At 45.0% G+C, this 26456-nt stretch carries 24 protein-coding genes; 11 read left to right on the top strand and 13 right to left on the bottom strand.

Going from position 1 to position 26456, the window contains the following annotated elements; translation table 11 throughout:
• Positions 1-16: 16 nt before the first annotated feature.
• The gene (locus tag KNQ15_RS08550; RefSeq protein ID WP_214728821.1) at positions 17-430 is read left to right on the top strand and encodes a DUF2231 domain-containing protein; all 414 of its coding nucleotides are present in this window, start codon (positions 17-19) and stop codon (positions 428-430) included.
• A 66-nt stretch (positions 431-496) separates the two neighbouring features.
• Here KNQ15_RS08550 and KNQ15_RS08545 read toward each other — a convergent pair whose 3' ends face one another.
• The 5 genes from KNQ15_RS08545 to KNQ15_RS08525 form a co-directional block, all read right to left on the bottom strand.
• Complete coding sequence (locus tag KNQ15_RS08545) at positions 497-1729, bottom strand: DEAD/DEAH box helicase (protein ID WP_023469749.1); 1233 nt, start codon at positions 1727-1729, stop codon at positions 497-499.
• A gap of 104 nt (positions 1730-1833) precedes the next feature.
• Positions 1834-2133 (bottom strand): DUF3817 domain-containing protein, encoded by a 300-nt coding sequence (locus KNQ15_RS08540; protein ID WP_023469750.1) that lies wholly within the window; start codon positions 2131-2133, stop codon positions 1834-1836.
• A gap of 78 nt (positions 2134-2211) precedes the next feature.
• Positions 2212-3177 (bottom strand): ring-cleaving dioxygenase, encoded by a 966-nt coding sequence (locus KNQ15_RS08535; protein ID WP_214728819.1) that lies wholly within the window; start codon positions 3175-3177, stop codon positions 2212-2214.
• A 119-nt stretch (positions 3178-3296) separates the two neighbouring features.
• Entirely contained in the window at positions 3297-3497 is a 201-nt protein-coding gene (locus KNQ15_RS08530; RefSeq protein ID WP_023469752.1) for a cold-shock protein, read from the bottom strand.
• Positions 3498-3772: 275 nt separating this feature from the next.
• Positions 3773-6163 (bottom strand): immune inhibitor A domain-containing protein, encoded by a 2391-nt coding sequence (locus KNQ15_RS08525; RefSeq protein ID WP_214728817.1) that lies wholly within the window; start codon positions 6161-6163, stop codon positions 3773-3775.
• A gap of 254 nt (positions 6164-6417) precedes the next feature.
• Here KNQ15_RS08525 and KNQ15_RS08520 point away from each other — a divergent pair, with 254 nt between their 5' ends.
• From KNQ15_RS08520 to KNQ15_RS08510, 3 genes are all read left to right on the top strand, one after another.
• Positions 6418-7905 (top strand): HD domain-containing phosphohydrolase, encoded by a 1488-nt coding sequence (locus tag KNQ15_RS08520; protein ID WP_214728815.1) that lies wholly within the window; start codon positions 6418-6420, stop codon positions 7903-7905.
• 19 nt (positions 7906-7924) lie between these two features.
• Complete coding sequence (locus KNQ15_RS08515; RefSeq protein WP_029342941.1) at positions 7925-8356, top strand: GyrI-like domain-containing protein; 432 nt, start codon at positions 7925-7927, stop codon at positions 8354-8356.
• A gap of 173 nt (positions 8357-8529) precedes the next feature.
• Entirely contained in the window at positions 8530-10026 is a 1497-nt protein-coding gene (locus KNQ15_RS08510; protein ID WP_029342942.1) for a M4 family metallopeptidase, read from the top strand.
• Positions 10027-10132: 106 nt separating this feature from the next.
• Here the strand turns inward: KNQ15_RS08510 and KNQ15_RS08505 are convergent, their stop codons facing one another.
• The 4 genes from KNQ15_RS08505 to KNQ15_RS08490 form a co-directional block, all read right to left on the bottom strand.
• Positions 10133-10999 carry a hypothetical protein gene (locus KNQ15_RS08505; protein ID WP_214728813.1) on the bottom strand — a complete coding sequence of 289 codons (867 nt, stop codon included), beginning with the start codon at positions 10997-10999 and terminating at the stop codon, positions 10133-10135.
• Positions 11000-11067: 68 nt separating this feature from the next.
• Positions 11068-12051 (bottom strand): YhdH/YhfP family quinone oxidoreductase, encoded by a 984-nt coding sequence (locus KNQ15_RS08500; protein ID WP_214728812.1) that lies wholly within the window; start codon positions 12049-12051, stop codon positions 11068-11070.
• Between the two features lie 254 nt (positions 12052-12305).
• On the bottom strand, positions 12306-12812 hold the full coding sequence (locus tag KNQ15_RS08495; RefSeq protein WP_069940097.1) for a hypothetical protein: 507 nt from the start codon (positions 12810-12812) through the stop codon (positions 12306-12308).
• Between the two features lie 49 nt (positions 12813-12861).
• Complete coding sequence (locus KNQ15_RS08490) at positions 12862-13635, bottom strand: hypothetical protein (protein WP_214728811.1); 774 nt, start codon at positions 13633-13635, stop codon at positions 12862-12864.
• Positions 13636-13774: 139 nt separating this feature from the next.
• On the opposite strand from KNQ15_RS08490, the gene KNQ15_RS08485 reads away from it, so the two are divergent.
• A complete protein-coding gene (locus tag KNQ15_RS08485) occupies positions 13775-15412 on the top strand; it encodes a glycoside hydrolase family 55 protein (RefSeq protein ID WP_214728810.1) in 1638 nt (545 codons plus the stop codon).
• 41 nt (positions 15413-15453) lie between these two features.
• Here KNQ15_RS08485 and KNQ15_RS08480 read toward each other — a convergent pair whose 3' ends face one another.
• The 3 genes from KNQ15_RS08480 to KNQ15_RS08470 form a co-directional block, all read right to left on the bottom strand.
• A complete protein-coding gene (locus KNQ15_RS08480; RefSeq protein WP_069940100.1) occupies positions 15454-16275 on the bottom strand; it encodes a DUF1028 domain-containing protein in 822 nt (273 codons plus the stop codon).
• 99 nt (positions 16276-16374) lie between these two features.
• Entirely contained in the window at positions 16375-17778 is a 1404-nt protein-coding gene (locus KNQ15_RS08475) for a YfcC family protein (RefSeq protein ID WP_069940101.1), read from the bottom strand.
• A 231-nt stretch (positions 17779-18009) separates the two neighbouring features.
• Positions 18010-18291 carry a putative quinol monooxygenase gene (locus KNQ15_RS08470; protein WP_029342949.1) on the bottom strand — a complete coding sequence of 94 codons (282 nt, stop codon included), beginning with the start codon at positions 18289-18291 and terminating at the stop codon, positions 18010-18012.
• Positions 18292-18447: 156 nt separating this feature from the next.
• Between KNQ15_RS08470 and KNQ15_RS08465 the strand changes: the two genes are divergently transcribed.
• The 5 genes from KNQ15_RS08465 to KNQ15_RS08445 all read left to right on the top strand — a co-directional run bounded on the left by KNQ15_RS08465 (position 18448) and on the right by KNQ15_RS08445 (position 24680).
• Entirely contained in the window at positions 18448-18933 is a 486-nt protein-coding gene (locus KNQ15_RS08465) for a cupin domain-containing protein (RefSeq protein ID WP_214728809.1), read from the top strand.
• Between the two features lie 86 nt (positions 18934-19019).
• A complete protein-coding gene (locus tag KNQ15_RS08460) occupies positions 19020-19910 on the top strand; it encodes an aldo/keto reductase (protein WP_214728808.1) in 891 nt (296 codons plus the stop codon).
• A 13-nt stretch (positions 19911-19923) separates the two neighbouring features.
• Positions 19924-20856: an aldo/keto reductase gene (locus tag KNQ15_RS08455; RefSeq protein WP_029342952.1), complete on the top strand. Its 933-nt coding sequence runs from the start codon at positions 19924-19926 to the stop codon at positions 20854-20856.
• Positions 20857-20936: 80 nt separating this feature from the next.
• A complete protein-coding gene (locus KNQ15_RS08450) occupies positions 20937-21389 on the top strand; it encodes an OsmC family protein (RefSeq protein WP_029342953.1) in 453 nt (150 codons plus the stop codon).
• Between the two features lie 126 nt (positions 21390-21515).
• On the top strand, positions 21516-24680 hold the full coding sequence (locus tag KNQ15_RS08445; RefSeq protein WP_051656318.1) for a DEAD/DEAH box helicase: 3165 nt from the start codon (positions 21516-21518) through the stop codon (positions 24678-24680).
• Here KNQ15_RS08445 and mutT read toward each other — a convergent pair.
• Positions 24655-25059: an 8-oxo-dGTP diphosphatase MutT gene (gene mutT / locus KNQ15_RS08440; RefSeq protein ID WP_023469769.1), complete on the bottom strand. Its 405-nt coding sequence runs from the start codon at positions 25057-25059 to the stop codon at positions 24655-24657. The genes KNQ15_RS08445 and mutT overlap by 26 nt on opposite strands.
• A gap of 184 nt (positions 25060-25243) precedes the next feature.
• On the opposite strand from mutT, the gene KNQ15_RS08435 reads away from it, so the two are divergent.
• The gene (locus tag KNQ15_RS08435; RefSeq protein ID WP_029342955.1) at positions 25244-26428 is read left to right on the top strand and encodes a class I SAM-dependent rRNA methyltransferase; all 1185 of its coding nucleotides are present in this window, start codon (positions 25244-25246) and stop codon (positions 26426-26428) included.
• Positions 26429-26456 lie beyond the last annotated feature (28 nt).

Below are 26456 nucleotides of genomic sequence, written 5' to 3'. Positions count from 1 at the left end.
CAAGGAGGTTTTTGATATGTCGGGGAACGTACCGCTTCATCCACTTCTTATCCATGCACCGATTGCACTTTTATTATTTGCGACGATCCTATTACTCATCAGTCTGAAGTGGACACAATTCAAACTGTTTGCCCTTTTTACGTTAGTCGTCGGTCTGATTTCTGGAGTTGCTGCCTATTTGTCTGGAGACGGGGCAGAGGAGTATGCGGAAGCGAACTTAAGCAGCGTTACCCATGCTGCCATCGAAAATCATGAGCATTTCGCGTTGTTCAGTCTTGTTGCCTTTGGTGTCTCACTGTTATTTCTGTTGTTGGGTTACCGCTCGAACAAAAAAATGTTTTTATTACTCAGTTTCGTTGTTGCCATCGTCGGTAGCGGACTACTTGCTTATACTGGTCATCTCGGTGGTCAAATGGTCTATGCCAAATAATACAAGAGCCGGTCTATTTTCTCTTTTGATGAGAGAAGTAGACCGGCTCTTGTATGTTGTTTCGATTTATTTACGATGTGCACGTCCCGGGCGACGGTTATTCGAACGACGCGTGTTTCCGCGTCCTTCTGTCGTCTTCCGTGATCCTTTACTTTGATCGTGCTGTGCGCGAATCGCCTCTTCAGACAATTCGACGACGATCGGCGTGACCGAGATGTTCAATTCCCGTTCCATATCACGGAACGTCCGACCATCTTTCGGTGTCACGATGGAAACGGCAATACCGTCGTTCCCAGCACGTCCCGTCCGACCGATTCGGTGAACGTAGCTTTCCGCATCGTCCGGTAAATCATAGTTAAAGACGTGTGTCACACCTGTCACATCGAGTCCACGCGAAGCAACATCTGTTGCGATCAGGAATTGTGTTTTTCCTTGATAGAACTTTGCCATCGCTTTTTCCCGTTTCCCTTGCGTTAGTCCACCGTGCAATTCATCCGTCGGATACCCTTGCATCTGCATTTCTTCGTTCAATTTACTAACGCGACGTTGTGTACGGCAGAAAATGATTGCTGCGTATGGACGCATCTCGTCAAGCATCGTCCGCAGTGTCGCTTGTTTGCGGCGATCCGTCGTCTCGACGACGAACTGTTCGATCGCTTCAACAGTAATGCTTTCCGCTTCCACCTGTACTTCGACTGGATTACGCAAATACGTTTTCGCCAGTTCCTCTACTTTCGGTGGCATCGTTGCAGATAACATGACGAATTGACGATCAACCGGTGCTGCTTCGATGATGTCTTCAATTTCTGGCAAGAAACCGATTTGCAGCATTTGGTCCGCCTCATCCAAGACAAGCGTCCGTAATTCACTTAAATCAAGTGTACCGCGACCGACGTGGTCAAGAATTCGTCCTGGTGTCCCAATGATGATTTGTGGCATCCGACCGAGACGTTGAATCTGTTTAAAGACGTCTTGTCCGCCATATACAGCAAGTGCACGATACTGTTCCGTGTTCCGAATCAGTTTATGCGTCTCATCGGCAATTTGACGCGCAAGTTCACGTGTTGGTGCAACAATCAATGCTTGAACCGTTTGTGATTCGACATCGATTTGCTCAAGGATTGGTAAGAGAAACGCTAACGTCTTTCCTGTTCCCGTTTGCGCCTGTCCAATCAAGTCGCGTCCGTCGAGTAATGACGGAATCGCTTGTTCTTGAATCGGTGTCGGCTCCTTGATGCCTTGTTTTTGTAATTTTTTTATCCACAGGTCGCTGATGTGTAATGTTTCAAATGTTGACATGATATATCCTCCTAAAAATTATCCACAGAAAAAAGCTGTGGATAACCTGCTTCGCATAGACAAAAACAGTTATCCACAGCCGTGCTCTATTCAGTATACACAATTTACGCGTTTGTTGCTTCCTGTTTTAGCTTCCAGTCGAGTACGAATGTACCAAACGGGATGAATGATGCGATGAACGCAATCCCCGCTTTGACGATCGACCAATCGTATTTGAATTTCACGACCGCGAGCCAGAGTGCATACATGACGAACAAGACACCGTGAAGTGCACCCACGACCGAAACAGCTTGCGGAATATCCGCCATATACTTCAACGGCATTGCAATCAACAGTAAGACTAAAAACGAGATTCCTTCTAGTATCGCAATCATCCGGAATTGCCCAAGCGTAGTTCTTAACATCCCGTCACTCCTTTTTCTTGATTCCTGTTCTTAGTATACGGGATGGACGATCCTTCTGTGACCTGTGTCACAGGATTGTCAGATTTCGAGTGGACGTAACCGCGCTTCGATGGCAGCTCGCTTTGGTTCAAGAAACGGTGGTAACGCAAGCGTCTCCCCTAACGTTTCAACGGACTCATCCGTCGCGAACCCCGGTGTATCCGTCGAGAGTTCGAATAAGATATGGTTCGGTTCCCGGAAGTAAAGAGCTTGGAAATAGTGACGATCGACTTTACCGGAGTTCGGTAAGTGATAGGCATTCAAGCGTTCGACCCACTTTTCATATTCATCACTGTTCGGCACTCGGAATGCGACGTGATGCACGCCACCACGACCAAGACGTTCTCGATCGAGATCTGGCCGTGCCTCGACATGAACCTCTGCTCCGATACCACCTTCTCCCGTTGCATAGACTTCAATCGGTGCAAAGTCACCTGCTAAAGATGGATAAGAACCTACTTTTCGGAATCCCATGACTTCCGTCAGTACACGAATCGTCAATGTCGGATCGTTGACCGTCAATGTGACGGCTCCCAGTCCAACGATGGCATAATCCGATAGAATCTCTTTTTGCGGCCACGGTACACCACCTGCGACACCTACCTCACCATCTTCCGCAACAAGAATCAAACGTGTTCCTTCCTGATCGCGAAAGGCGAGTGTTCGACGCCCTGCTCGTTCGACGATTTCATCGTGATCCACATTTTTCGCTTCAAAACGTTGTTTCCAAAAATGAAGTGCAGCCGTTGTTCTGACACGAAGCGATGTCGAAGAGATACTCGATGCCCCCGGTACGCCCGTTCCAAGATGCGGAATATCAAAAAACGTCAAGTCTGTTCCTGGATTCCCTTCCGCATCTCCATAAAACAAATGATACGATGTCGTGTCATCTTGATTGACAGTCTTTTTGATCAGACGCATGCCAAGTATTTGTGTGTAGAATTGATAATTGCGTTCCGCCATGCCTGTTAAGATCGATACATGATGAATTCCGAGTAATTCCATTTTCCTCACTCCTTGTCAATGATTTGGTAATTGGAGTATATCTCATATTTATCTTGAATTCAAGATATTAGTTTAATAAAAAACCGTCCCTCCGAAAAGGGACGATTGAATAGTTGAAATTAAAGTTTTACGACGTTAGCAGCTTGTGCTCCACGTGCGCCTTCAGTGATTTCGAACTCAACTTCTTGACCTTCGTCAAGAGTTTTGAAGCCTTCACCAGTGATTGCTGAGAAATGTACGAATACGTCTTCTCCGCCTTCAACTTCGATGAAACCGAAACCTTTTTCTGCGTTAAACCATTTTACTTTACCTGTGTTCATGGGAACAACCTCCAAAAATAAATTACTTAATACATATGCTGGGCATATGAAAAGAATTCATTATTGTCCCGAAATACATGGAGCAACGAAAAGATTGTTCGTGACACGATGTGAATCCGTAATGACAATAACAATATTAAGCTAACGTAAGTATAGAATGGATGCGCTTTAAAAGTCAAGTTGTCAGACCAATGTTTTTTCCAATTGATTCCACTTCTTATACATAATCAAAATAAAAAACAGGTTCAGCCGAAACTGAACCTGTTCTTCTGTTTTTAACGGTGGATCCAGACTGCTCCAGCAGAGTTATCTTTCGCTTCACCGATGACTTGAATCTTCAGCCCGTTGTTCGGAAGCAATTTCCCTGCGTCCGGAATCAACTGGTTGATGTACGATTTCGAATCATCAAACTTCGTCACACCAGGGAGACCTTTATAGTCATAGAGTCCACGTGATGGCGAATCGATGAGCCATGCAGGTGCTTTATCATAACTGAAAGCAGCATCTGCGATCTGGTAACGTGTGCTTCCTGTCGTGACCGGCTTACCGTTGAGTGTTCCAACGATTGCTTCAGGATGTGAGTCGACGACTCCGAGGAATCCTTCACCTGGGTGTACGCCAACCCAGTTATCGTTGAAGCTTGAATCGCCATACCAGACGACAAGACCTGTGTTGTACTTAACGCCTCGTGCATGCTCGAGTGCTTTATCCGAGCCTGCATAGTTACGCCATTCGAGGTAGTACGCGTTATCTGCATAAGAGAAACCGTCTGAAGCAACGAAACCATCTAGAGTGAACTTAGGAGTACCCTCTGCATCATCTTCAAAGACGACTTTACCGTCAACTGTCAACTTCGCGTTATCAAGTGCAAATCCGTCTAGTGCAAGTCCACCATCTGTCACGTATTCAAATTTCAACGTGACTTTTTTACCCGCAAATTCGCTCAGGTCATATGATTTATCGACCCATGCTCCTTTTGTTGATTCGGCACGCTGATCGCCATCTGTATCTTGATCACCAATTTTATCGATGACTTTCGATTGACCGTCAGCAGTAGCTGTGACTGTCAAGTAATCGTAATCAAATTCAACATCATAGTAAGCTTTGAAGTCGAACTTCGCTTCTTTTGCATTCGTCAAATCAAACTCTGGTGATGTCATCGACGTATGAAGATCGTCACCTTTCGTACTGTAGTAATACTTTTTACCGTAAGCCGGTGTGATGCCTTTTACCGGTTTTTTCGGTAAGTTGACTTTAATGATTCCTGGATTTTTTGATTTCGTAACACTTTGGTCGAGGTACGATGCCGTTCCTGCCTTAGTGAGTGAATCAAAATCAATCTGTTGGATGTTCGCCCAGTTTCCACCCATCACATTTTGGAAGAACTCTTTGTTTTGTGGCGAGAAACTTGTCGGCTCTGTTCCGGCGATGTTACCATTCCAGCTACCACCACTCATGATCGACCATGAAGCGACCGGTTCACCTTGACCTGTATACTGTGTATCGTACTCATCAGGAAGTCCTAGATCATGACCAAATTCGTGCGCGAAGACACCGACCGCGCCATCTTCTGGTTGAACTGTGTAATCATAAGCAGCCATTTTTCCGCCCCAGTAGTTGACGCTTGCCGTCGTATCCGCTACAGGATATACGCTACCAAGTGTCCAGCGGTGTGACCAGATCGCGTCGTCACCGAGCTTACCGCCACCTGCTTCTTGTCCTGTACCCGCATGAATGATCATCAAGTGATCGACGAGACCGTCTGGCTCATTCAAGTTGCCATCGCCGTCCATATCGTACTGGTCGAACTTATCGTAATCTGCTAAGTTAATGCCGGCTTTAACAGCAGCATTCAGGGAATCCTTGACGAGACCACGTGGTCCTTTTGCGCCAGGAAGGTTATCATTCCCACTCACAGGACTGTCAGCACCATAATCTTTAGCTGTTCCTGGAACAGTCAACCAATTGGACACCGTACCATCTACCGAATAACTACCACCTGATTGTTCTTCATAGAACTGTTTGAACGTTTTTACTTTGTCTCCGTTGAAGAGTTCGAACTCTTGATCACCAAACATTAAATCTTGATAATGTTTTTGGTTGAAGTCATCCGAATACATATATCCAGGCTCTTGAACGACATTGTTGTGCTTGAAGTCGCTGTATTCGACGAGAAGGACGAGGACTTTATCCGTCCGTGTCGCACCGTTATAGGCTGCCTGTTTTGCTTTATCAACTTTGACGAAGCCATTCGGATTACCTTTTTTGTAGTTGTCGTGTTTTTTCTTCAATTGTTTAGCAAGTTGTTCCTTTTGTTTTGTTAAGAAGTCTTTTGTTTTCTTATCAAACGCGGCTTCTTTACTTGATTCATGATCGTGGTCATGATCGACGGCCGGTTTTCCGTTCGCCTTTTTGTCCAGGTACTTTTGAACGGCTTTTTGTTTTGCTTCTGCTGAAGCTGCTTTTGAGATGACCCCACGTTTTTCAAGCACTTTTGCTAATCGATCCTGATCGACCGTGTTCAAATCCATCGGTGCACCAGGTGCTACTTTTTCTGCTGCTTGTACGGACGTTACCTGCCCACCAGGTAAGACCGGACCAACAGCAAACGCAGCTGCCGTAATTCCAGATAGAACGGCTAGACTAAGCTGTTTCTTTTTTCCCACGTGAATTGACCCCCTATGTAGTAGTGAAAAGCATCTGATTACTATACTTTTCTGAATATTCAAATCATAGATTATTTTATTTCGTTAATCAATTGCTTTTAAAACAATTAGTGCTTTGTAACCATACCTATTTTTGGGGATTATTTTCAAAAGATTTTCAAAAGATTCTTTCACCTCTTTTTCAAAAAAATACGCTTCTCTCATTTTAGAAAACGGTACGCTGAAGGCACTCTGATTACCATAAGGAGGATCCAATGAGCGCTTTACGACATTTTGAACGTCATTTACTTAGAAACTACCTGATTGGTTCATTCGTCGCTGTCTTTGGCGTCGGTTGCCTATTTATTTTCGAGACGCTTACCTTCACTGGAATAGAACAATTGATTTTAATCGGTATCATGGCTGCGTCCGTCAGCCTGATGTTTTCACTGGAATACACGCTCTACTCCCGACATGTCGCTTCCTTACGTCGCTTTTTCGAAAACGATATTCCTTCTCTCGTCTCGTTTCAAGAAGCCTATCAAACGACGCATCGTTTTCCGGTACTGACTGTCCAGCGCATCATGGGACCACACTTTTTAGGTCTTTCCGTTCCCGCTTCACTTCTGACAGCCCTGGCGATCTCTCAAGGGTGGTTACAGATGCCGTACTATTTAATTGGTCTTGCTTGTTTTGGTGCGGTCCTCGTCGCCATTCTGCATGCGCTGATTGAGTTTTTTCTTACCTATCGTGTTACCGAACGTATGCTACTCACTTTAGAAAACTATGCGTTTAAACACGGATTTGATTTCCCTAAAAAAACGACGGTCGTCACACTAAAGCAAAAAATGCTCATCAGTACACTGATCATCGGTGTTTTTCCCGTCATGCTGTTCGTTCTCGCCTCAGCTGTCCAGTTAACGGAAAATGAGAGCCTTCGCTCTTACTGGAGTTGGGCGACACTCATTTTAATCGTCATCTTATCCGTTGCGACGTTTTGTAGTCTTCTTCTGTATGAAAATATTCGCAAACCGATCGTCACCCTGCAACAAGGGATTCAAGATGTCGAAAGCAATCGACTCGTCTCGTTACCGAATCCCTATTCGGACGAGTTCTCCCACCTCGTTTCTGGTTTTAACTTGATGATGGAAGGTATCAAAAAGCGTGATGCGGAAAACGAACAGTTACTAGATAGTTTGTTCACCTTGTTTGCCGCGACATTAGATGCCCGCGATCCTTACACAGCCGGTCATTCCGTTCGTGTCGCTGCCTATTCAGTCGAAATCGCGACCGCTGCCAATCTATCGAACGAACAAATCGAACTATTACGTAAATCAGCGCTGTTGCATGACATCGGGAAAATTGGGATTCGAGACGATGTGTTATTGAAAGAAGGACGCCTCACCGATGAAGAATTTCATGCCATTCAGCAACATCCAGTGATCGGCGTGCACATTCTATCGCAAGTTCAGCTTCCAAAGACGTTACAACCGATTCTTCCTGGGGTAAAGTACCATCACGAACGCTACGACGGAAAGGGGTATCCGGAAGGTCTTATAGGAGAGGACATCCCACTCTTTGGTCGAATCATGGCGATTGCCGATGCCTATGATGCGATGACATCCGATCGTCCTTATCGAAAAGGAATGCCAGTGGAAAAAGCTTTATCCATCTTGGAAGAGGGCATGGGTACACAGTGGGACGCCACCTTTACGCGTCTTTTTCTAGACTTGAAACGTTCGCCGATCGAAGACGTGTCATAAGTACGGAAAGGAGTTTCTCATGCATCCTAAAATCGTGGAACGTCATGAATTTTATTTTGTCGGTCTTGGACTGACATGTGAAGAAAACGAACTGCATACGTTGATGCCGGAACTCTGGCGTGAATTTTCAAGACGTTCGCATGAGATTCCTGCGAAACCAGATAGCTATCCGCTCGATATCTCACTCGAACGAAACGGAACCAAATACTCGCAATGTGTCGGGTATCCTGTTGCATCACTCGACGGTATTCCAAAAGGAATGAAAGGTCACCGGATCCCTGCTGCGCGTTATGTCTTTTGGAAACATGAAGGACCCGATATCGAAATTTGGAAGTCATTCGAAAAGATTCAACGCTTTGCCTCAAAACAAGGGATTGAACTTGATCCTCATGACTTTAAGATTGATGAGACACGAGACGATGTCCATCATCTCTACCAAAGGATTCGATGAACCATTCTCTTGAATGGTTCTTTTTTTGCGTTGAAATATCTTTCACACTTAATAATTCAGTACAGGTACTACGGACTATATTCAGAAAATTCGATTTAATTCGAATGACTTATTCTCGCTTCTCTAATTCTTTGGCATAGTTAGACTCAACCCAAACAAGGAGGCGATTTATTTTGAAAAAGTTTCTCGCTACATCGCTTGTCGCAAGTGTACTTGTTGTTCCTACGGTCGTAGGTGCAGAAGGTCTTCAAGCTGGTAAACTCACGAAAGCTTCGTCAGAACCAGCTGCAACGATCGTTAAAGATTTCGTGAACAAAAAAGGTGACTTTGCTGTTCAGAACGTCGAAAAAGACGGATCTTCACAGATCGTACGTCTCCAACAAGAAGTGGATGGCGTCCCTGTCTTTGGTAGTGTCGTCGTCGGGAACGTCGCGAAAGACGGTACTTTGAAAGCAGTCGTAAACGATGCGATCAACGTCAAAGGAAAACCAGGTCTCGCGAAAAAAGCAACGCTCTCTGAAAAGAAAGCGATCAAACTTTATCAAAAAGCAATCAAGGCTTCTAAATTCGAAGTCGCTCCAAAAGCAGAACTCGTCATCTATCCAGTAAAAGATGATGCTGTCTATGCATACAAAGTCACATCGACTGTCCTCGCTGGCAAAGAGCCATCACGTTGGACATACTTCATCGATGCGAACTCAGGTAAAGTACTTAACAAGTTCGACCAACTCGCTCACGCAACAGGTACGACAGTACTTGGCACAAGCGCAACATTCAACACGACGTTGAGTGCTGGGAAATACTATCTTCAAGATACGACGCGCGGAAAAGGTGTCTACACATACGACGCGAAAAACCGGACATCACTTCCGGGAACACTCTGGGCAGATGCAGATAACGTCTTCAACGCAACATATGACCGCGCTGCTGTCAGTGCACACGTCAACGCTGCAAAAACATATGACTTCTATAAAAACACATATGGTCGTAACAGTTACGACAACGCTGGTGCACGCTTGAACTCAACGGTCCACTATTCAACGAACTACAACAACGCATTCTGGGATGGCACGAAGATGGTCTATGGTGACGGAGATGGCACGACATTCGTCGCACTCTCAGGCGCACTTGACGTCGTCGCTCACGAATTGACGCACGCTGTCACAGAATACACAGCTGGTCTCGTGTATCAAAACGAATCTGGTGCGATCAACGAAGCCGTTTCAGATATCATGGGTACAGTAGCTGAATATACAGTTGGATCGAACTTCGACTGGCTCGTAGGAGAAGACATCTACACACCTGGAGTCAGCGGTGACGCCCTCCGTTCGATGTCTAACCCAGCTGCTTACGGCGATCCAGATCACTACTCTAAACGTTACACAGGTACACAAGATAACGGTGGTGTCCACATCAACTCTGGTATCATCAACAAAGCGGCTTACCTCCTCGGTAACGGTGGAACGTTCTACAACGTATCTGTCACAGGAATCGGCGTACCGAAACTCGGTGCGATCTACTACCGTGCTCTCAACGTGTACTTGACTCCGAACTCGAACTTCAGCTCACTCCGTGCAGCAGTCGTTCAATCGGCGAAAGACCTTTATGGTTCAACAAGTGCAGAAGCAACAGCTGCAGCAAAATCATTTGATGCAGTAGGCGTCTACTAAGAAAATCTCCTCCCAAAGGATTTTCATATTTCCTCCCGAGTGTCGGACTCGGGAGGTTTTTTGCGCAAAAAAGGACGGATTCGCTTCAAGCGAATCCGCCGTTCATTCATTCTTGTCCAGGATCACGCGCAAGACGTAAACGCATCTTTCCGTTATCCGGGAACACTTTTAGTTGTAAGGATTCTCCTTCGTACCACGTACCGTAGCTCGTATCGACGACGGGTTCACCCAGTGTCGATAATCCACCAGTCGAAGCATTCGTCCAGTCGATCGCTTCAATGATTCCATCCGAAACGACGAGCAGGTATCCGGCGTTCGAGAAGTAATAGGTATTGACCGCGTCCTGTTGCGTATTACCAACAACACCATATTTTGCTTCGAAGTCAGCAATTGGTTTTCCGAGATACTGCTCCGGCTTATCAATCGGTTGGTTGGCAACTGCTTGTGAGAGTGCCGTAAGGACTGCTTTATCTGATGTTCCTTTTGGTGCTTCTAATCGGACATCGGTCTCAGGCAAATACCCTTCGATACTATCGTTGAGTTTCAAGTGGACCATGCCGTCCTTCGCATCCAGTACCTCATAGACATCACCTAAATCTGCTTTGTAGATGACACTACTACGACTCGCATCGCCGTAGACGTTCGCAAACGGACGCGTTACCCAAGCCGCTTGCGCATACTCTGCTGCTTTTTTCTTTGATTTCTTCTTTTCTTTTTTCGCTTCTTTTTTATCATCCGTTGTTGCTGTTTCTTTTTTCGACTCATCGTTTTTCGTTGCTTGATCCGTCGTTTTCGGCTTCTCGAGTGTTGATGTTGCTTGAGAAGCATCGTTATTCGTCAACATATACAACCAACCACCGACGATGAATAATGTCGCGAGAATACCACCAAAGGCAATCCCTCGACGATTTCGTTTTTGTTTCCGTCTTTCTTGTCGAGACTGTCGTTCTTGTTCTTGTTGGTGTTCACTCATGTATGGTTCCTCCTGAAAAAGTCGACACAGTTTTTCCCCACTATACCACCAATGTTTACTCGAAAGATTTAAATTTCGATGACAGTTCGACCACGATGACGTGAAGTCAGCAAGGCTTCTGCGATTTCAGGTAAATCGTTTAGTGTTTTGACATCGACTTCTGACGCAAGATCGACCTGCCAGTCACTCGCTAAACGTTGCCATAGCTCTTCGCGATAGGCGATTGGTGTTTGTACCGCATCGATTCCAATCAAGCGGACGCCACGTAGGATGAACGGATAGACTGTCAACGTCATTTCTGCCCCACCGACGTTCCCACACGTCGTGACGACACCACTATATTGTACGAAGCGAATGACGGACGCGAGCAATGGTCCTCCTACCGTATCTATGACACCAGCATATGTTCCTTTTTTTAATGGACGGACCGTTTCGTCTAAGAACGTAGTGCGGTCTAACACCTCAGCCACCCCCTTTTTTAGCAGCCGTTCTTGTTCTGCGCGTTTACCGGTCACGGCGTGTACTGTATAGCCTAAGCGAATGAGTAAGGCGATCGTAATCGTACCAACACCGCCCGTCGCACCTGTTACAAGAATCGGTCCTGCATCCTTCGAGACGATTCGTGACAATTCATCAACCGATTGCGCCGCCGTCAATCCTGCCGTTCCGTATTGCATCGCTTCTAACGGACGGATTGTTTCCGGGAGTGGCGTTACCCAATCGGCCGGCACACGTATGTATTCTTGAAAACCTCCCGAGGTGTTCATTCCAAAATCAAAGCCATTGACGACGACTGCTTGACCCGTTTGAAAACGCTCATCTGTTGTCTGTTCGATGTATCCTGCTGCATCAACGCCTGGTGTATGCGGATAGGATTTCGTCACCCCTCGATTACCCGTCATCGATAAAGCATCCTTATAATTGACGCATGAGTGCGTGACACGAATCAGGACGTCTCCTTCCGGTAACTCATCGATGTGTTTCATCTCGATTTTCCCCTCATACGATCCGTCCACTTCGCGGACGACGAAGGCTGAAAAAGTGTGTTCCATGATCTCTCTCCTTTCGCTTGTGCTTCTCTATACCCTGTTGTTTCCATCGACACACTAAAAATCCCTGCCGTTTCTCAAAGAAACGGCAGGGATCGGGGACGGAAAAAGCATCAGGGTTCCATAGGTGGTCAAAGGTAACAGGTCAATCTGTCAATGGTTCGTGGTCATCGGTTTGCCGTCGCCATTTCTTCTCCACAGAGGAAAATTAAGGTCCGTCCCCTCCCCTTGACGTGGAGTCTCACCACGCCAAGGAGCTACATGTAACGTCCACCATCAAAATCGATCGTCGTCTGGTAGTTCGCGGCATTAATCGCATTTGATACTTTGTGCGCTTGTCGCTCCACTTCCTCCGCCTTTAGGCGATAAGTATCGGGATCGAATAAGGCATGGCGAATGACCGTCGTCCCTTCGAATCCATATTGGAACTCGCGTTTCGGTCGACTTGCAAGCATCTGGTAATTTTGTGCTTTCGCTCGTAATTGGGTAGCCCATTCGATTGCTTCGACGAGCGGCATTTCTCCTTCATCTGTCACGATCACAGTGTTTAGATTCGCTGCATAAACGAGACGATCCAAGACTCGCATATCGTGACGCACGATGTCCATCGCGGCTTCGACGTCGATTAAGGTCCGTCCTTGTTGCGCGGGGAGTGCTTCTCCCTTTTCTAAATCAATGAACGCGACGCGATCCATTTCTTCGATTAGCTGATCGAGTTGCTTCCTCAAAATACTCTTTAGTTTCACGGCATCTGCTAGGTACATCATCATCTCCCCTTTCCTGTTCCATTTACGTCCTTCCTTTCAAAAGGTTTCAATCAAATTGATGGACGAAGGCACCAAATTCTCCCTGAATCGTTTGCTTGTCCATCTCCGATATCGTAGCAGTTCGTTCTGTGTAGCGTTCTAAGAGGTAGGCTTTTATTAGGATATGTGACGGTTTGAATCCGATCCGCAGGCACCATTCCTGAAGTGTTTCTGTATCATGTCGTCGTGAGCGGGCCGGGAGTATGTGATTGAACTGAATGAGTTGTTTGCGAATCCAGGCATCTGGTAGCTCGACCGGATTCTCAGTTAAAACAAAGTCGTTGGATAAGGGCTGTAACGGGATGTCGGCTCTTATCGATTCCTCGTCCTGCTTCTTGGTCTTTCGACGTTTTCGCCAAACGATATAACCTATTATGACTAGAGGTAAAACAAGCAGGCTCATCAGTAACATCGATGAGGACGATCCCCCTTTTTCGTTCGTACCTCGCTTAGCATTTTCAACCCCTACAACGATGAGCTTATTCTTTTTCTTTTTCGGTTTGAGGTCTTTCTGTTTCTTTGGCTTTTCATTCGTGTCCCAAACACGTAGATCTTCATCGTTCTTCATTTGCTTTTTAGGCAACCACGAAAGAAACGGAATATTTAACAGCTTGCCGTTTCTATTGCAGTTCGGTTTACACGATCCATTCGTTTCGACCACAGACGTCTGAACCGCTTTTGGCTTCAGTGCTTGAACAGCCGCTTCTGTCAGTGGCTTACCAATCCCTAAGATTAGCAAAATCAGTCCGATACCCGTTATGAGTCGTTTGCGAAGTGACATCAGAAGACCCCCTTTTAACATCCATTATAATCCATTTAAGAATTTTACATGTATTTTTATGGATGTATCGAAACGAGGAATGATTGTGTAAGGAGAGGGGAAAAGGTAGACAGACCTATTCAGAGAGGGGAACCATTTCATGTTAAAACTCGATCACACGCATGATCCGTATCAAAATGCGGCGTTGATTCAGGAATATGTTGAAACGTCAACCAACGAACAAGCAGTTCGACAAGCGGAACAACTGCTACATGATAGTCCATTCATCGCACCACGACGTGATCCTAATCTTAGTCGGACACTTCGTTCGATGATCTCACCATTATTTTTGACGAATCGTGATAAACATATTCTACCGCTGACACCGGCTTTTGTAACGCCACGCGATGAGATTCGACCAAGTTGGTTCGGCCGGCTCAATCATGAGTTCGAACATTTGATCAGCGATGTCGAAACCGTCGATGTCACTGACTTTGGAGCAGTCGGTGATGGACAAACGGATGATACACAAGCATTCATCGACGCACTCGGTGATGGACATCGACAAGTCCATGTCCCAGCCGGTACGTACGTCGTTCGGGGAATTCGTTTGCCTAGTTATACGATTTTGACGGGAGCAGGCAAAGGGAAAACGATTTTAAAGATGCACGATGACGCACCAAAAGGTCGTCGTCTCGTGACGAACCAAAATTATCTTCTCGGCAATCATCACCTACTCGTCGAGAAAATGACACTTGACTGGAACATTAAGCGCATCGGTGACGCGAAAAAAAGTAGCACATGGGGCAATCACTCCAGTTGTCTTACGTATGCGCATGTCACCTATGGCTGGGTCTTTGATGTCGAGGCCGTCAACCCGGGACTTCACTGTTTTGATATCTCGACACCGTATTACAATTACAATGGAGACGGAGCTCGAGCAAATTTAAGTAGTTCATTCATCTGGTTCGATGGATTGACCGGTTCTGGATTCGGAGATGACGGGATTACGACGCATCATAGTGATCACCTCTTCATCTCGAACTGTTTCATGCATGATCCAAGTGGACGTGCCCATGCAGAAGGCTTCTCCAATTCAAATGGAATCGAGATCGATGATGGATCACGCGACGTCTGGTTGTTCAACAACGCAACAAGTCGTTGTTTCGGTGGACTTGAGATTAAGGCACATGCGACCTCTTCTGCTGCCTCGACCGTCAAAATCGTCGGACACCTATCGATTGATGATCATCGCGCCTTTAACTTCCGACACATCGGACATCATCAAGCAACTGATCCGACGTCTCAGACGGCTTATAATATCATCGCAACGCGTTTGATCGCTCAGACACCTCAATATACGGAGCTATATGCGAATTCAAAACCGCGCGCACTCGTCGTTTCTGCTTATCGTAATGTCGTCATTCATGATTTCACGGTGCTCGGTGATCCGTATTATGACTATCAAGAACAACCGATGATTGGGATTCAATATAAGGCACGGAACGTCACGATCAGTCAGTTGAAGATGAGCGGATTCCGTCAAGCGAAATCAGACATCCAAATCTTTGGTGGAGAAAACGGGGCTGAAGACGTGCGCCTTCGTGATATCCGCATTGAAGATTCCGCCAAACATGGGATTACGATCGGTCCAGACATCACTCACGTCAAGCTGACGAACGTAGCACTAAAAGGAGACGGAACAGTCGGTTTGAACGCTAAATCGGAACCGGAAATGGAACGATTCATCGCGACCGGATTCAAAGTACCGATTCGCGCCCAGTCGACACAAGTATGAACAAAATGACAGGATGGACCGCGGTCCATCCTGTCATTTTTTCATTGAGATCGAATATATGCGAGAACACGTGTATCAATCGCACGATCCGCTTGTTCGCGCATCTCGAAGTTTTCCGTATGCAGATACGTTCGGAACGCGTCTTCGAAATCACCGCGGTAACCAAGCGATAACAACTTATCCATCAACTCTGACTCTAAGGCGTCATCAATCGGCTTGATTTCTTCCGGCTTACTCGGTTGTAGATAAAGGGTATGCAGTTGATAGATGCGTTCGAGTTCTTCAATCGGACTCGGATGATCGTCAACGCGTAAATCAATATAGCGGTCGTTGAATCCACCGTATCCGCCACCCTCCTTGACGACGAGAAGTGCCGCTGACTGCATTCCGCGTGAGTCCCCACCTGCTGCTTGACCTGCTGCTAACGCACGCAATAAACGTTCTGCAAGCGGACCTTGCGTTGATTCAAAGACACGTGCCATCTCTTTCACCGTATTACCGTCTACAAGAATATTCCCTTGCGCTGCAAAATGTTTCCCGGCAATACCACCTGCCCAGTCATTACATCCTTCTCCCGTGAATGTCGCACTCTTTCCAGTAGCATCGATGATCCCGACCTGACGATCCGCTCGTCCTTCATCTGCTTCCGTCAATCGACGCAGTACTTCGTCTGCTGAAGCCCCTTGTTCGATCATCCGTAATCCTTCAGGACCATACGTCGTATTTGCAAACGATTGTGTCGCTACAGCACCTACTCCCGCCTTCGCAAACGGAACAGCGCTCCCGACGGCTAAAAACTTCGACTGAACGGCAACGCCCCATGCTTGTTCTTTTTCACAATACCCAACGATTGAATATGTCACTTCAGTTCCCCCTTTAGTCATTACCTATTCCGTTCGTGATAACGCTTCCCGATTCCTGCAACTGAAAAACCTTCCGAACATCTGTCCGGAAGGTAGACTTCATTGAATGCCAAGTGTCACGGCAAGTAGTAAGGCGGCACATGCCAAGGCAATCCAGATCGCGAAAAGCTTCCAGACGAAACGAAGCCATTTTTCGTACGGAATGCCTGCGATTGCGAGAAATGCCATCAAATGAGCACTCGTCGGGAAAATCATGTTCGTCAGTCCATCTCCATATTGGAATGCTAAGACAGCCACTTGACGCTCGATTCCCAGTAAATCCGACAATGGTGCCATGATGGGCATCGTCGTCGCCGCTTGTCCACTTCCCGATGGAATGAAGAAATTCGTAATCAATTGCACGGCGTACATCCCGATGACGGCAAAGAACGTCGGTAAATGTCCTACGGCATTTGATAAGCCGTAAATGACCGTATCGATAACACGTCCTTCTTCGAGAATGACGACAATCGCACGAGCAAATCCAACAATCAACGCGCCGAACGTTACGGCTTTTGCGCCGTCAATCAAACTCTCGAACGTACCGTTCACACCAAGCGTAACGATTCCCGCAATCATCCCGATGATCAAGAAGGATGCGGTTAATTCCGTCAAATACCAGCCCCACTCAAAGATTCCGATCACATTGAGCGTGATCCCACCGATTAAAACCAGTAAGACGAAAGCATGACGTTTCGAAAAGCGCGAAATCGTCGTCGCTGCTTCTTCCGAACGACGTTGTTCTAGATCATAAACAAGACTGCGCGCCGGATCATGTTTGACTTTCCGTGCGTAGTTCATGACATAAAGAATTGTCACCGCTAAAAATACGATATACACAGCCGTTCGATACCCAAGACCACTAAAGAGCGGTACTTCCGCAATTGATTGAGCGACACCTACCGTAAACGGATTCAACATCCCGCCGGCAAAACCAACCGCCGCCCCTAGACTGACAATCGCGGCTCCTGTCATCGCATCATATCCAAGGGCACGCGCTAACATGATCCCAATCGGCACGAAGATGATCGTTTCCTCTGCCATACCAATCGTTGCTCCGGCAATCGAAAAGACGAACATCGTCATCGGAATCATGATGTGCCCTTTTTGACCAAATCGACGGATTAATTGATTGATTCCCGCTTCAATAGCACCGGTTTGACGAATGATACCGAAGACACCGCCAACTAAGAAAATGTAAAAAATGATCGCAGCACCCGCTTCCATGCCTTGCGGAATTGCTTCAAATAAACCAAAGAGATTGACAGGCGCAGACTCTACCGCGCGATATGTACCATCGATGACGACAGTCTGTCCATCTTGCTTTTCACGATCGAATTGTCCTGCTGGAAGTGTATACGTCAAGATGACTGAGATGATGAGAATTGCCATGATAATGGCGTATGTATGAGGCATCTTGAAGAATGATCGCTTCGACCCTGGTGCATTCGTTCGTTCATTCATGATAAAAGCCTCCTTTTTGTGTCTTTATAAGAATAATGCCCTAATCAGGGAAAAACTAACAGTTTCAATGAAATGTCATATGATTGTAAAAGAAAAGTGGAATACTGCTAACTTAAAGTTTCGTTAAAAGTAGAGGCTTTGATCAACCGTGTCGCATGAAATAAAAAAGGAAGGTATTCTAGGCCATGAACCCCGAATACCTTCCTTATGTGTTACGTCAATCTCTTATGATTATGCTTGGAACGATTGAACGTCTAATGGTTTAGCAAGAGCCGTTTGAGCAAACGCAACGAATTGTCCGAAATGGGCACTCGTGTTGTGTGCTTCAATTGCAGCTTGGTCTTCCCATTTTTCAATCATCATGAAGACATTTTCGTCTTCTGTGCTTTGGAACAAGTCATAGCTGATGTTACCTGCTTCAGCACGTGATCCTGCCACTAGTGTTTTAGTTGCTTCTAAAAATTCTTCTCGTTTTGCGGGTTGTACTTCTAATTTTGCTTCGATGGCGATCATCGGAAAGCCTCCTTTGTACTTTCGTTAACTTAAGCATCTTAGCACCTCCGAATTCGTTACGCCATAAAGATGCTCGGACGATTGATGATATTTAATTACGGGTAATTACAGATGTAATTATTACTTTGTGCCACATCAGAGAAAGGAGCAACGAAGATGCGCGTTGAGGTATTTTATTTTGAGGATGACGGTCACATTCCGAACAATCCGACATTCCCCGTGTTGATTTATCGGCACGCATTTGAAGAGCCATCACACATCGAACAGACCTTCCATGCACATGACTGGCGTAACAGCTGGGTGGATGGGATTTTTGACTTTCATCATTATCATAGTATCGCTCATGAAGTGATCGGGATTCTTGAAGGGCATGCAACCGTTCAGCTGGGTGGTCCGCTCGGTAAGACCTTCACTTTGACGAGCGGAGATATTCTTTTACTTCCTGCAGGTACGGGACATAAAGCACTTGATACAAGTCGACACTTTCGAGTGATCGGTGCCTATCCGGATGGTCAAGACTACGATACGCTGACAGGTCAAACAAGTGAACGACCGGAAAATCTTCAACGTATTCGTCAGGTGATGCGCCCAACTCAAGATCCTGTATTCGGTGATCACGGTCCTTTGTTTGAGCATTGGTGACGTCTCCTTCTATTGAAGAAGACGTTTTTGTTCGGAGTTCGCGTGGTAAACCCTACTATTGTCTCTCTACTAAAGGAGGAAGAACGATGAACGCAACAGAAAAGACGTTGATACTTGCTGCATTAAAGCAAAAAACGGTGACGCTTCCCGATCAGACGCACGTTCGGGCACTCGGACAAGGTACATGGCGCATGGGGGAAGAGTCGGAGAAGCATGAGGCTGAAATCGAAGCGCTCCTTGTCGGTCTCGACAGTGGGATGGAACTCATCGATACGGCAGAGATGTATGGAGAAGGTGCTTCTGAAGAATTGATTCGTGACGCGATCGCTGATCGACGAGAAGAAGTCTTTCTCGTCTCGAAAGTCTACCCGCATCACGCTGGTGGGGAAGCGTTAAAAAAAGCTTGTTCCGAATCGCTTGAACGCCTCGGTACGGATTATCTTGATCTCTATCTTCTTCATTGGCGTGGTGACATTCCACTTGAAGAAACCGTCGAAGGACTGGAAGCTTTAAAACAGGAAGGCAAGATTCGCCGTTGGGGTGTATCAAACTTTGACGTATCAGACATGAAAGAACTGTTGGCACTGCCAAACGGTGATCAATGCGCTGTCAATCAGGTACTCTATCATCTCGGATCACGCGGAATCGAGTATGAATTGCTACCGTTACTACGCGAACATGGTATTCCAGTAATGGCGTATTGCCCACTAGCTGAAGGTGGTTCACTACGCGATCAACTCCTGAATCATCCAACCGTTGAGGAACTCGCTGAGACACATGGTGTTGAACCGGCACAGATTTTACTTGCTTGGGCGATGCGTGAAGGTGACGTCATCGCAATTCCTAAAGCAGGACAAGCACATCATGTCGAAGCCAACGGTCGCGCCGCGCTCCTGAATTTGACAGAGGAAGAGCTGGTTGCACTTGATCAAGCATTCCCAGCACCAACAAAAAAAGAACCACTCGATATCGTTTAAGGAGGTCATTTTCATGACAAAACATGTTCAACTCGGTCAATCTAAATTATTCGTTCACCCCATCGGTCTCGGTACGAATGCTGTCGGTGGACACAACTTGTATCCAAATCTCGATGAGCAAGCCGGACGCGATCTCGTCCGTGTCGCTTTGAAGCAAGGAATCAATTTCCTCGACACAGCTTTCATCTACGGACCAGAACGTTCGGAGGAACTCGTCGGTGAGGTCTGGAACGACACAGTCGCTCGAGAAGATGTCGTGCTCGCGACGAAAGGTGCGCATCAGTTCGTTGACGGAAACGTCGTCATGAACAATTCACCAGACTTTCTCCGTCAATCGGTCGAAGAGAGTTTAAAACGTCTTCAGACAGACTATATCGATTTGTATTACATTCATTTTCCGGATGAATCGACACCAAAGGACGAAGCCGTCGCAGCACTTGCTGAACTGAAAAAAGAAGGAAAGATTCGCGCAATCGGTGTCTCGAATTTCTCACTCGAACAACTGAAGGAAGCGAATAAAGACGGACACGTCGACGTCTATCAAGGAGAATACAACCTATTCAAACGGGATGCGGAAAAAGAGTTACTCCCGTACATCGTTGAGAACGGTATGTCCTTCGTCCCGTACTTCCCACTCGCTGCTGGATTATTGGCAGGGAAATATACGAAAGAGACGACATTTGACGATTTACGAAAAAACGATCCCTTGTTCCAAAAAGATGTCTTCGAACAAAACCTCGCAAAAGTCGATCAACTGCGCCCGATTGCAGAAGCACACGATGCAGAAGTCGCACACATCGTACTCGCGTGGTATCTGGCACAGGACGGTATCGATGCCATCATTCCTGGTGCAAAACGACCAGATCAGGTGACGGATACGTTGCGTACATTAGACGTTCAGTTGTCGCAAGAAGATATCGAAAAGATCGACCAAATTTTTAGCTGATCGTTCTCTTTTTATGAACATGAGCAGAATAGGCGAAAAATCATGCTGAACTTCGTATGATGGAGGCATGGAGGCGATTGATCATGAAGCACCATTTTCATTTAACCGCAGACTGGCCGGGCAATCGCAATGATGTTGGTCAGATCGAGACGGGTGAACTAAAAACAAAAATCTCAATTCCGGACGCCATGGATGGTCCAGGAGTTGGTACGAATCCAGATGAGATGTTACTTGGGGCAGCTGCTACGTGCTACATCATCACGCTTGCCGCGATGCTTGAGCGTAGTCACATTCCAAAGGTTTCGTTAACGATGGAATCTGAAGGTATCGTCGATGTTACGAACGGTGTCTTCACTTACGACGCGATTATTCATCGCCCTACTCTCTTATTACCAGCCGATCTGTCGGATCGTGATGTAGAGAAGGCACAACGTCTCGCTGAAAAAGCGGAAGGTTCGTGTATGATTACGCGGGCACTAGCTGGTAATGTAAAAGTATCGCTTGAGGCTGTTGTGGAGCGAATCTCAAATTAATAAACAAAAATCATCGTTTAACTTTTTAGTTAAACGATGATTTTTTACTTTATTTATCTATTTATTGGTATATTATTGATGATTTACTCATTATAAATACCATTTACTATCATTCGGAGGATAACCATGTCTTATTATGAAACACTACGTTCTTCAACTGAAACTAACTCACAATCTGATACAACAAGTGTCTCTGTACCAGCACATGACTACACAACAGAATTACTTACACACCTTAATCAAGTACTATATCAATCTTTAGACCATTTACAAAAACAAGATAAACCTGATCAAATGGTTGAAACGGTCAATGAATGGCTCCTTCATTTAAATCAACCTCCGATCGACTCGCCGCTTCATCGTGAACTCACTACTAGCACAACTCATGCTTTACCTACACAATATAAAAATTCTTTGCGTGCTTGGGAACTCATTGCTCCTGGCCAACTTGAACAAGAACAGTTATTGCATCACATCAATCAAGAATTGTGGACAGCATCTGCTGCTGATTGGATGGTAAGTTTTACACGACATTCTGGAATCCAAACGCTTGTCCCAGCTTTAAAAGAAGCAGAAGCTCAAAACAAACCAATTCGTATTTTGACTTCATTCTATATGAATATTACAGAAGCGAAGGCTATCCGACAGTTGATGGAATTCAGCAATATCGAAGTAAAAATTTATGAACCGATTAAAAAAAATCATGCGTTTCATCCGAAAGCCTATTTATTTTCACGTCCTGATCAGTTGGATAGTGCTATTGTTGGATCTTCTAATTTATCAAAATCAGCTTTAACGCACGGCATGGAATGGAATATTCGTATACCTTCTACACCCGTCACAACATTAGTCACTCAAGCGAAAAACTTGTTTGAACAGCTTTGGAACAGCCACGAAGCGACTATATGTACAGAAGAATTATTAGTTCAATACGAACAGTACCAACAAGAAACACCACCTATAAGATCATTTTCTATCCGCGATACAGTTGCCGAACCCGCTGTCGATTACACCGTTATTGAACCAAACCTCATGCAGATTCCAGCTTTAGAAGAACTGAATCGTTTGCGCGAGCGAAAAGAAAAAAAAGCAATGGTCATTGCGGCAACAGGAACGGGGAAAACGTACTTAGCAGCATTTGATGTCCGTCAAGCTCAGGCTAAAAAAGTATTATTTGTTGCACATCGTGGAAAGTTACTATCACAAGCTGAGAATACATTTAGGCAAGTTTTTTCAAATGAAAGTTATACATTTGGTAGATATTCAGGATCACAACAAATTCAAGATGCACAATTTACCTTTGCTACCGTTCAAACACTTTCAAAAGAGGTTCATCTCAAACAATTTTTACAGGATACGTTTGACTACATCATTATTGATGAATTCCATCACGCTTCATCTGCTTCTTACCAAAACATTCTTAACTATTTTACACCTCAATTTTTGCTTGGCGTAACGGCAACGCCAGAACGAATGGATGGTCAAAATATCTTCCAGCTTGTTGACTATAATGTCGCTTACGAAGTTCGTCTGTATGATGCCTTAGCACAAGATTTACTTTCACCATTCCATTATTTTGGGATTCAAGATGATGAATCGATTGATTATTCTCTTATTCCTCAGCAAAACGGCTTTTATGTAGAACAAGATCTTGTTGTTGCACTCGAACGATCAACACGAACAGATTATATTGTTGAAATGATTCGTAAATTTGGGTTTAGTGGTAATCAGGCTGTTGGATTAGGATTCTGCGTCAATATCAATCATGCAGAGTTTATGGAGCAAGAATTTAAACGACATCAGATTGAAGCAATGGCCGTTACAAGTAAACAGTCCGAAGATGAACGCGAAGAGGCCATTCGCCGACTAGAGGACGATCAAGATCCACTGCAATATATTTTTACAGTTGACTTGTTTAACGAAGGAGTCGATATTCCAAAAGTCAATCTAATGCTATTTTTACGTCCAACGGAGTCTCCTACAATTTTTATTCAACAATTGGGGAGAGGCTTACGTAAACATAGCTCAAAAGAATTTGTTACGATTTTAGATTTTATCGGAAATAGTCAAAAGGCTTTTGTTGCACCGCTTGTGTTGTCTGGTCAACAATCGTTTCATTCTATTGATCGTTATAAAATTGCTACTGCTGTAAAACAGCATTTTCCGATTTTACCGGAAGGTTCTTTAGCCATTCTAGATTCAATTACAGAAAGATTTATTATTGAACAAATGAAAAAAATAGAGTTTTCAGCTAGCAAACAGCTCCGTGAAAGTTATCAAAGGCTGACACGCATGATCGGAAATCCTCCGAGTTTAAATGATTTAGTTACACATAAAGAGGCGCCAGCTGTTGAAAGTATTGTTCAGCAATGGAGAAGTACATTACGTCTTAAACAACTTGAAAAACATGCTACCGATGAAGAACTACGTTTATTGCTCGATGACACTACACGCAAAATTGTTGAACAGCTCGAAGGACTATTTCCAATTCGTGAGCCCTTCAGCTTACTAATTTTAAAACATTTACTGCATCACCCCTCTGCTTCAGTACAAGATATTGAACAAGAAGTTTTCAAAGAATTCGCCTTATCACCGAATCACTCTTTTTCAAAGCGACCAATTATTCATCATCTTTTTAAACGCTGGTCTACTGCGTTTAAAAATGATCGTATTCAATTGCTAGATGCTGTATCAGAAGAACGCTATCGCTTTTCAAATACAGTCGTTCAAGCACTTCAACAATTAACTGAATTACGTTCATATATGATGCATTTTATCCAAGCAGGTCTACTTGCATTTCACCAACTACCAGATCGAATTAATTGGTTGATCGAAGATCAGGCGTTTCTATTACATCAAACATACAATCGTTCTGTTATCCAACGTCTCCTATGTTCACCAAGTCAGGAAGGTTCTTGGCGTGAAGGCGTAGCTCAAGCTGGTGACGACTACATTTTATTCGTGAATTTACACAAAGATGAAGCCATTGATGAGCAACTAAAATATAACGATTATTTCTTAGATCAATATCGTTTCCACTGGCAGTCTCAAAGCAATGCAACCGCTACAGGTAAAGCGGGTACTTTATATCAAAACCATGAGAGCGAAGGAATTCGTATTCATTTGTTCATGCGCAAAGCAGATAAAGAACAAGGAAGAGCGCTACCGTTCACATACTTTGGCCAGTTAAAGCATCTTCAAAGTACAGGTTCTAAACCGATTAGTGTGACTTGGTCACTTCATTCTCCACTATCAATTGAACTGTTTAAGGAGTGGCAAACTCTTTCTTAATGTACTCAACTGCAGGAATATCAGCAGGGGCCCATTCAAGCTGATCAAGGTCTGAAACAGATACCCAGCGAAGCTCTGCATGTTCTACGGCAATCGGTTCTCCTGTTACGATTTCAGCTTCAAACGTATGCAGTGTAACAATAATAGCATCGTACTCGTACGTCGTTTTTTCGATTGGTTGTTTGACCTTAATGTTACATTTTAATTCTTCATTGATCTCGCGAACTAAAGACTGTGAAGGCGTTTCATGTAGCTCAATTTTCCCCCCAGGAAACTCCCATAAGTTGGGCAATGACATTTGGCTACTACGAAGTGCACACAATATTTCATTATGATCATTGCGAATGACAGCCCCTACGACTTGAATATGTTTTTTCATTTTTATGTTTCACTCCAAATCATTATAGATTTTTCAGTTCTCTGCTTATCATAACAAAAACCGTTATTCCTTTGACTTATACAAAGAATAGCGGTTTTATTTATATCCAGTTATCCACATGTGGATAACCCCATTTATGGTATACTTATGGCACTTATCCACAAGTAGAAATGAGGAAACTAACATGCCCCGTGAACTTTATCCAGTTGTCGTCAAACCAGAATGGATTGAATCGATTCAAAGCGGGTATCCCGCGTTACGCAAGGAAATGTTCGAAGCTTTGCACCATGTCAAAGAGGCAGGCGGACTGCTTCATCTGATGACAGAACATAAAGAATACCTCGCGACCGGTTATTTTGGCAAGCAGGAAAAAGGTGTCGGTTGGACTCTCTCAATGGACGAGCAAAAAGCGATTGATGTCGCCTTCTTCAAACAACTTTTTGAAAAAGCGTTAGACAAACGAAATGAATTTTTTGAAGAGTATTCAGAAGCATTCCGTATCTTTAACGGTGCTGGGGATGGTATTGGTGGTTTGACGATCGACTGTTATGATCATCATTACCTCATTACATTCGAAAATGAAGGCATCTATACATTCCGCCCACTGATTCTTGAGGCTCTTGAATCACTACTGAATTATAGAAGCATTTATGAAAAACGAGATTTCCTCGTCGATCTTCAACCGGTCAAAGGCGACGACTTTTTGAAGGGGGAACGAGGCGATTTTCCTGAAGTCGCACAAGAATATGGTGTGTTGTATGAATATGACTTGGACGCTGGTATGCGGACTGGTTTTGACATCGCCCAACGTGAACTTCGCCGAATCCTTCTCGATTCCGTCGAACGAAAGACCGTGCTTAACCTCTTTTCCGATACAGGAACGCTGACAGTAACTGCCCTTTATGGTGAAGCTGCTCGAACGACAAGCGTTGATTTCTCGACACGTAGTCGAAATAAGACAAAAGATAATCTGATGTTGAATAGTTTTACTCCTGAGAAACAGAAGATTTTAGTTCAGGATGCGTTCGACTACATCGAACAAGCGGATAAAAAGACTCGTTTTGACGTTGTCTTGTTCCATCCGCCTGTACAAGTCAATACACGGACACGTCAGTTTCGGACCGAACAGGATCTCGCCCTTTGGATCCAAAAAGTCATTCATCTGACGAATCGCGGAGGACTGCTTGCGATTACGACAGATAGTCCTACTCTTGATGCGTCACAATTGAAAAAAGCTGTGGAGCAGGCTTTCAACAAATTGCGTCAAAAATTCGAAGTCGTGTGGGAGCAACCGGAGCAGAAAGATTTCCCGACTCCTCCTTCCATGCCACAACTCGCTCCAAAAAGCATTCTTGTTCGCCGTAAATGATCTGTTATCTAAAAAATCCGCTACTGAA

The organism is Exiguobacterium sp. s168 (assembly GCF_018619035.1).
Taxonomy (GTDB): domain Bacteria; phylum Bacillota; class Bacilli; order Exiguobacteriales; family Exiguobacteriaceae; genus Exiguobacterium_A; species Exiguobacterium_A acetylicum.
Note: the sequence above shows the minus strand (reverse complement) of the source record. Positions and strands in the feature narration are given on the sequence as shown.

Bases quoted from the DNA above. Each gene is read 5' to 3' on its own strand.
- KNQ15_RS08550 (WP_214728821.1), top strand. From the start codon at position 17: ATGTCGGGGAACGTACCGCTTCATCCACTTCTTATCCATGCACCGATT.
- KNQ15_RS08545 (WP_023469749.1), bottom strand. From the start codon at position 1,729: ATGTCAACATTTGAAACATTACACATCAGCGACCTGTGGATAAAAAAA.
- KNQ15_RS08540 (WP_023469750.1), bottom strand. From the start codon at position 2,133: ATGTTAAGAACTACGCTTGGGCAATTCCGGATGATTGCGATACTAGAA.
- KNQ15_RS08535 (WP_214728819.1), bottom strand. From the start codon at position 3,177: ATGGAATTACTCGGAATTCATCATGTATCGATCTTAACAGGCATGGCG.
- KNQ15_RS08530 (WP_023469752.1), bottom strand. From the start codon at position 3,497: ATGAACACAGGTAAAGTAAAATGGTTTAACGCAGAAAAAGGTTTCGGT.
- KNQ15_RS08520 (WP_214728815.1), top strand. From the start codon at position 6,418: ATGAGCGCTTTACGACATTTTGAACGTCATTTACTTAGAAACTACCTG.
- KNQ15_RS08515 (WP_029342941.1), top strand. From the start codon at position 7,925: ATGCATCCTAAAATCGTGGAACGTCATGAATTTTATTTTGTCGGTCTT.
- KNQ15_RS08505 (WP_214728813.1), bottom strand. From the start codon at position 10,999: ATGAGTGAACACCAACAAGAACAAGAACGACAGTCTCGACAAGAAAGA.
- KNQ15_RS08500 (WP_214728812.1), bottom strand. From the start codon at position 12,051: ATGGAACACACTTTTTCAGCCTTCGTCGTCCGCGAAGTGGACGGATCG.
- KNQ15_RS08495 (WP_069940097.1), bottom strand. From the start codon at position 12,812: ATGTACCTAGCAGATGCCGTGAAACTAAAGAGTATTTTGAGGAAGCAA.
- KNQ15_RS08490 (WP_214728811.1), bottom strand. From the start codon at position 13,635: ATGTCACTTCGCAAACGACTCATAACGGGTATCGGACTGATTTTGCTA.
- KNQ15_RS08485 (WP_214728810.1), top strand. From the start codon at position 13,775: ATGTTAAAACTCGATCACACGCATGATCCGTATCAAAATGCGGCGTTG.
- KNQ15_RS08475 (WP_069940101.1), bottom strand. From the start codon at position 17,778: ATGAATGAACGAACGAATGCACCAGGGTCGAAGCGATCATTCTTCAAG.
- KNQ15_RS08470 (WP_029342949.1), bottom strand. From the start codon at position 18,291: ATGATCGCCATCGAAGCAAAATTAGAAGTACAACCCGCAAAACGAGAA.
- KNQ15_RS08465 (WP_214728809.1), top strand. From the start codon at position 18,448: ATGCGCGTTGAGGTATTTTATTTTGAGGATGACGGTCACATTCCGAAC.
- KNQ15_RS08460 (WP_214728808.1), top strand. From the start codon at position 19,020: ATGAACGCAACAGAAAAGACGTTGATACTTGCTGCATTAAAGCAAAAA.
- KNQ15_RS08455 (WP_029342952.1), top strand. From the start codon at position 19,924: ATGACAAAACATGTTCAACTCGGTCAATCTAAATTATTCGTTCACCCC.
- KNQ15_RS08445 (WP_051656318.1), top strand. From the start codon at position 21,516: ATGTCTTATTATGAAACACTACGTTCTTCAACTGAAACTAACTCACAA.
- mutT (WP_023469769.1), bottom strand. From the start codon at position 25,059: ATGAAAAAACATATTCAAGTCGTAGGGGCTGTCATTCGCAATGATCAT.
- KNQ15_RS08435 (WP_029342955.1), top strand. From the start codon at position 25,244: ATGCCCCGTGAACTTTATCCAGTTGTCGTCAAACCAGAATGGATTGAA.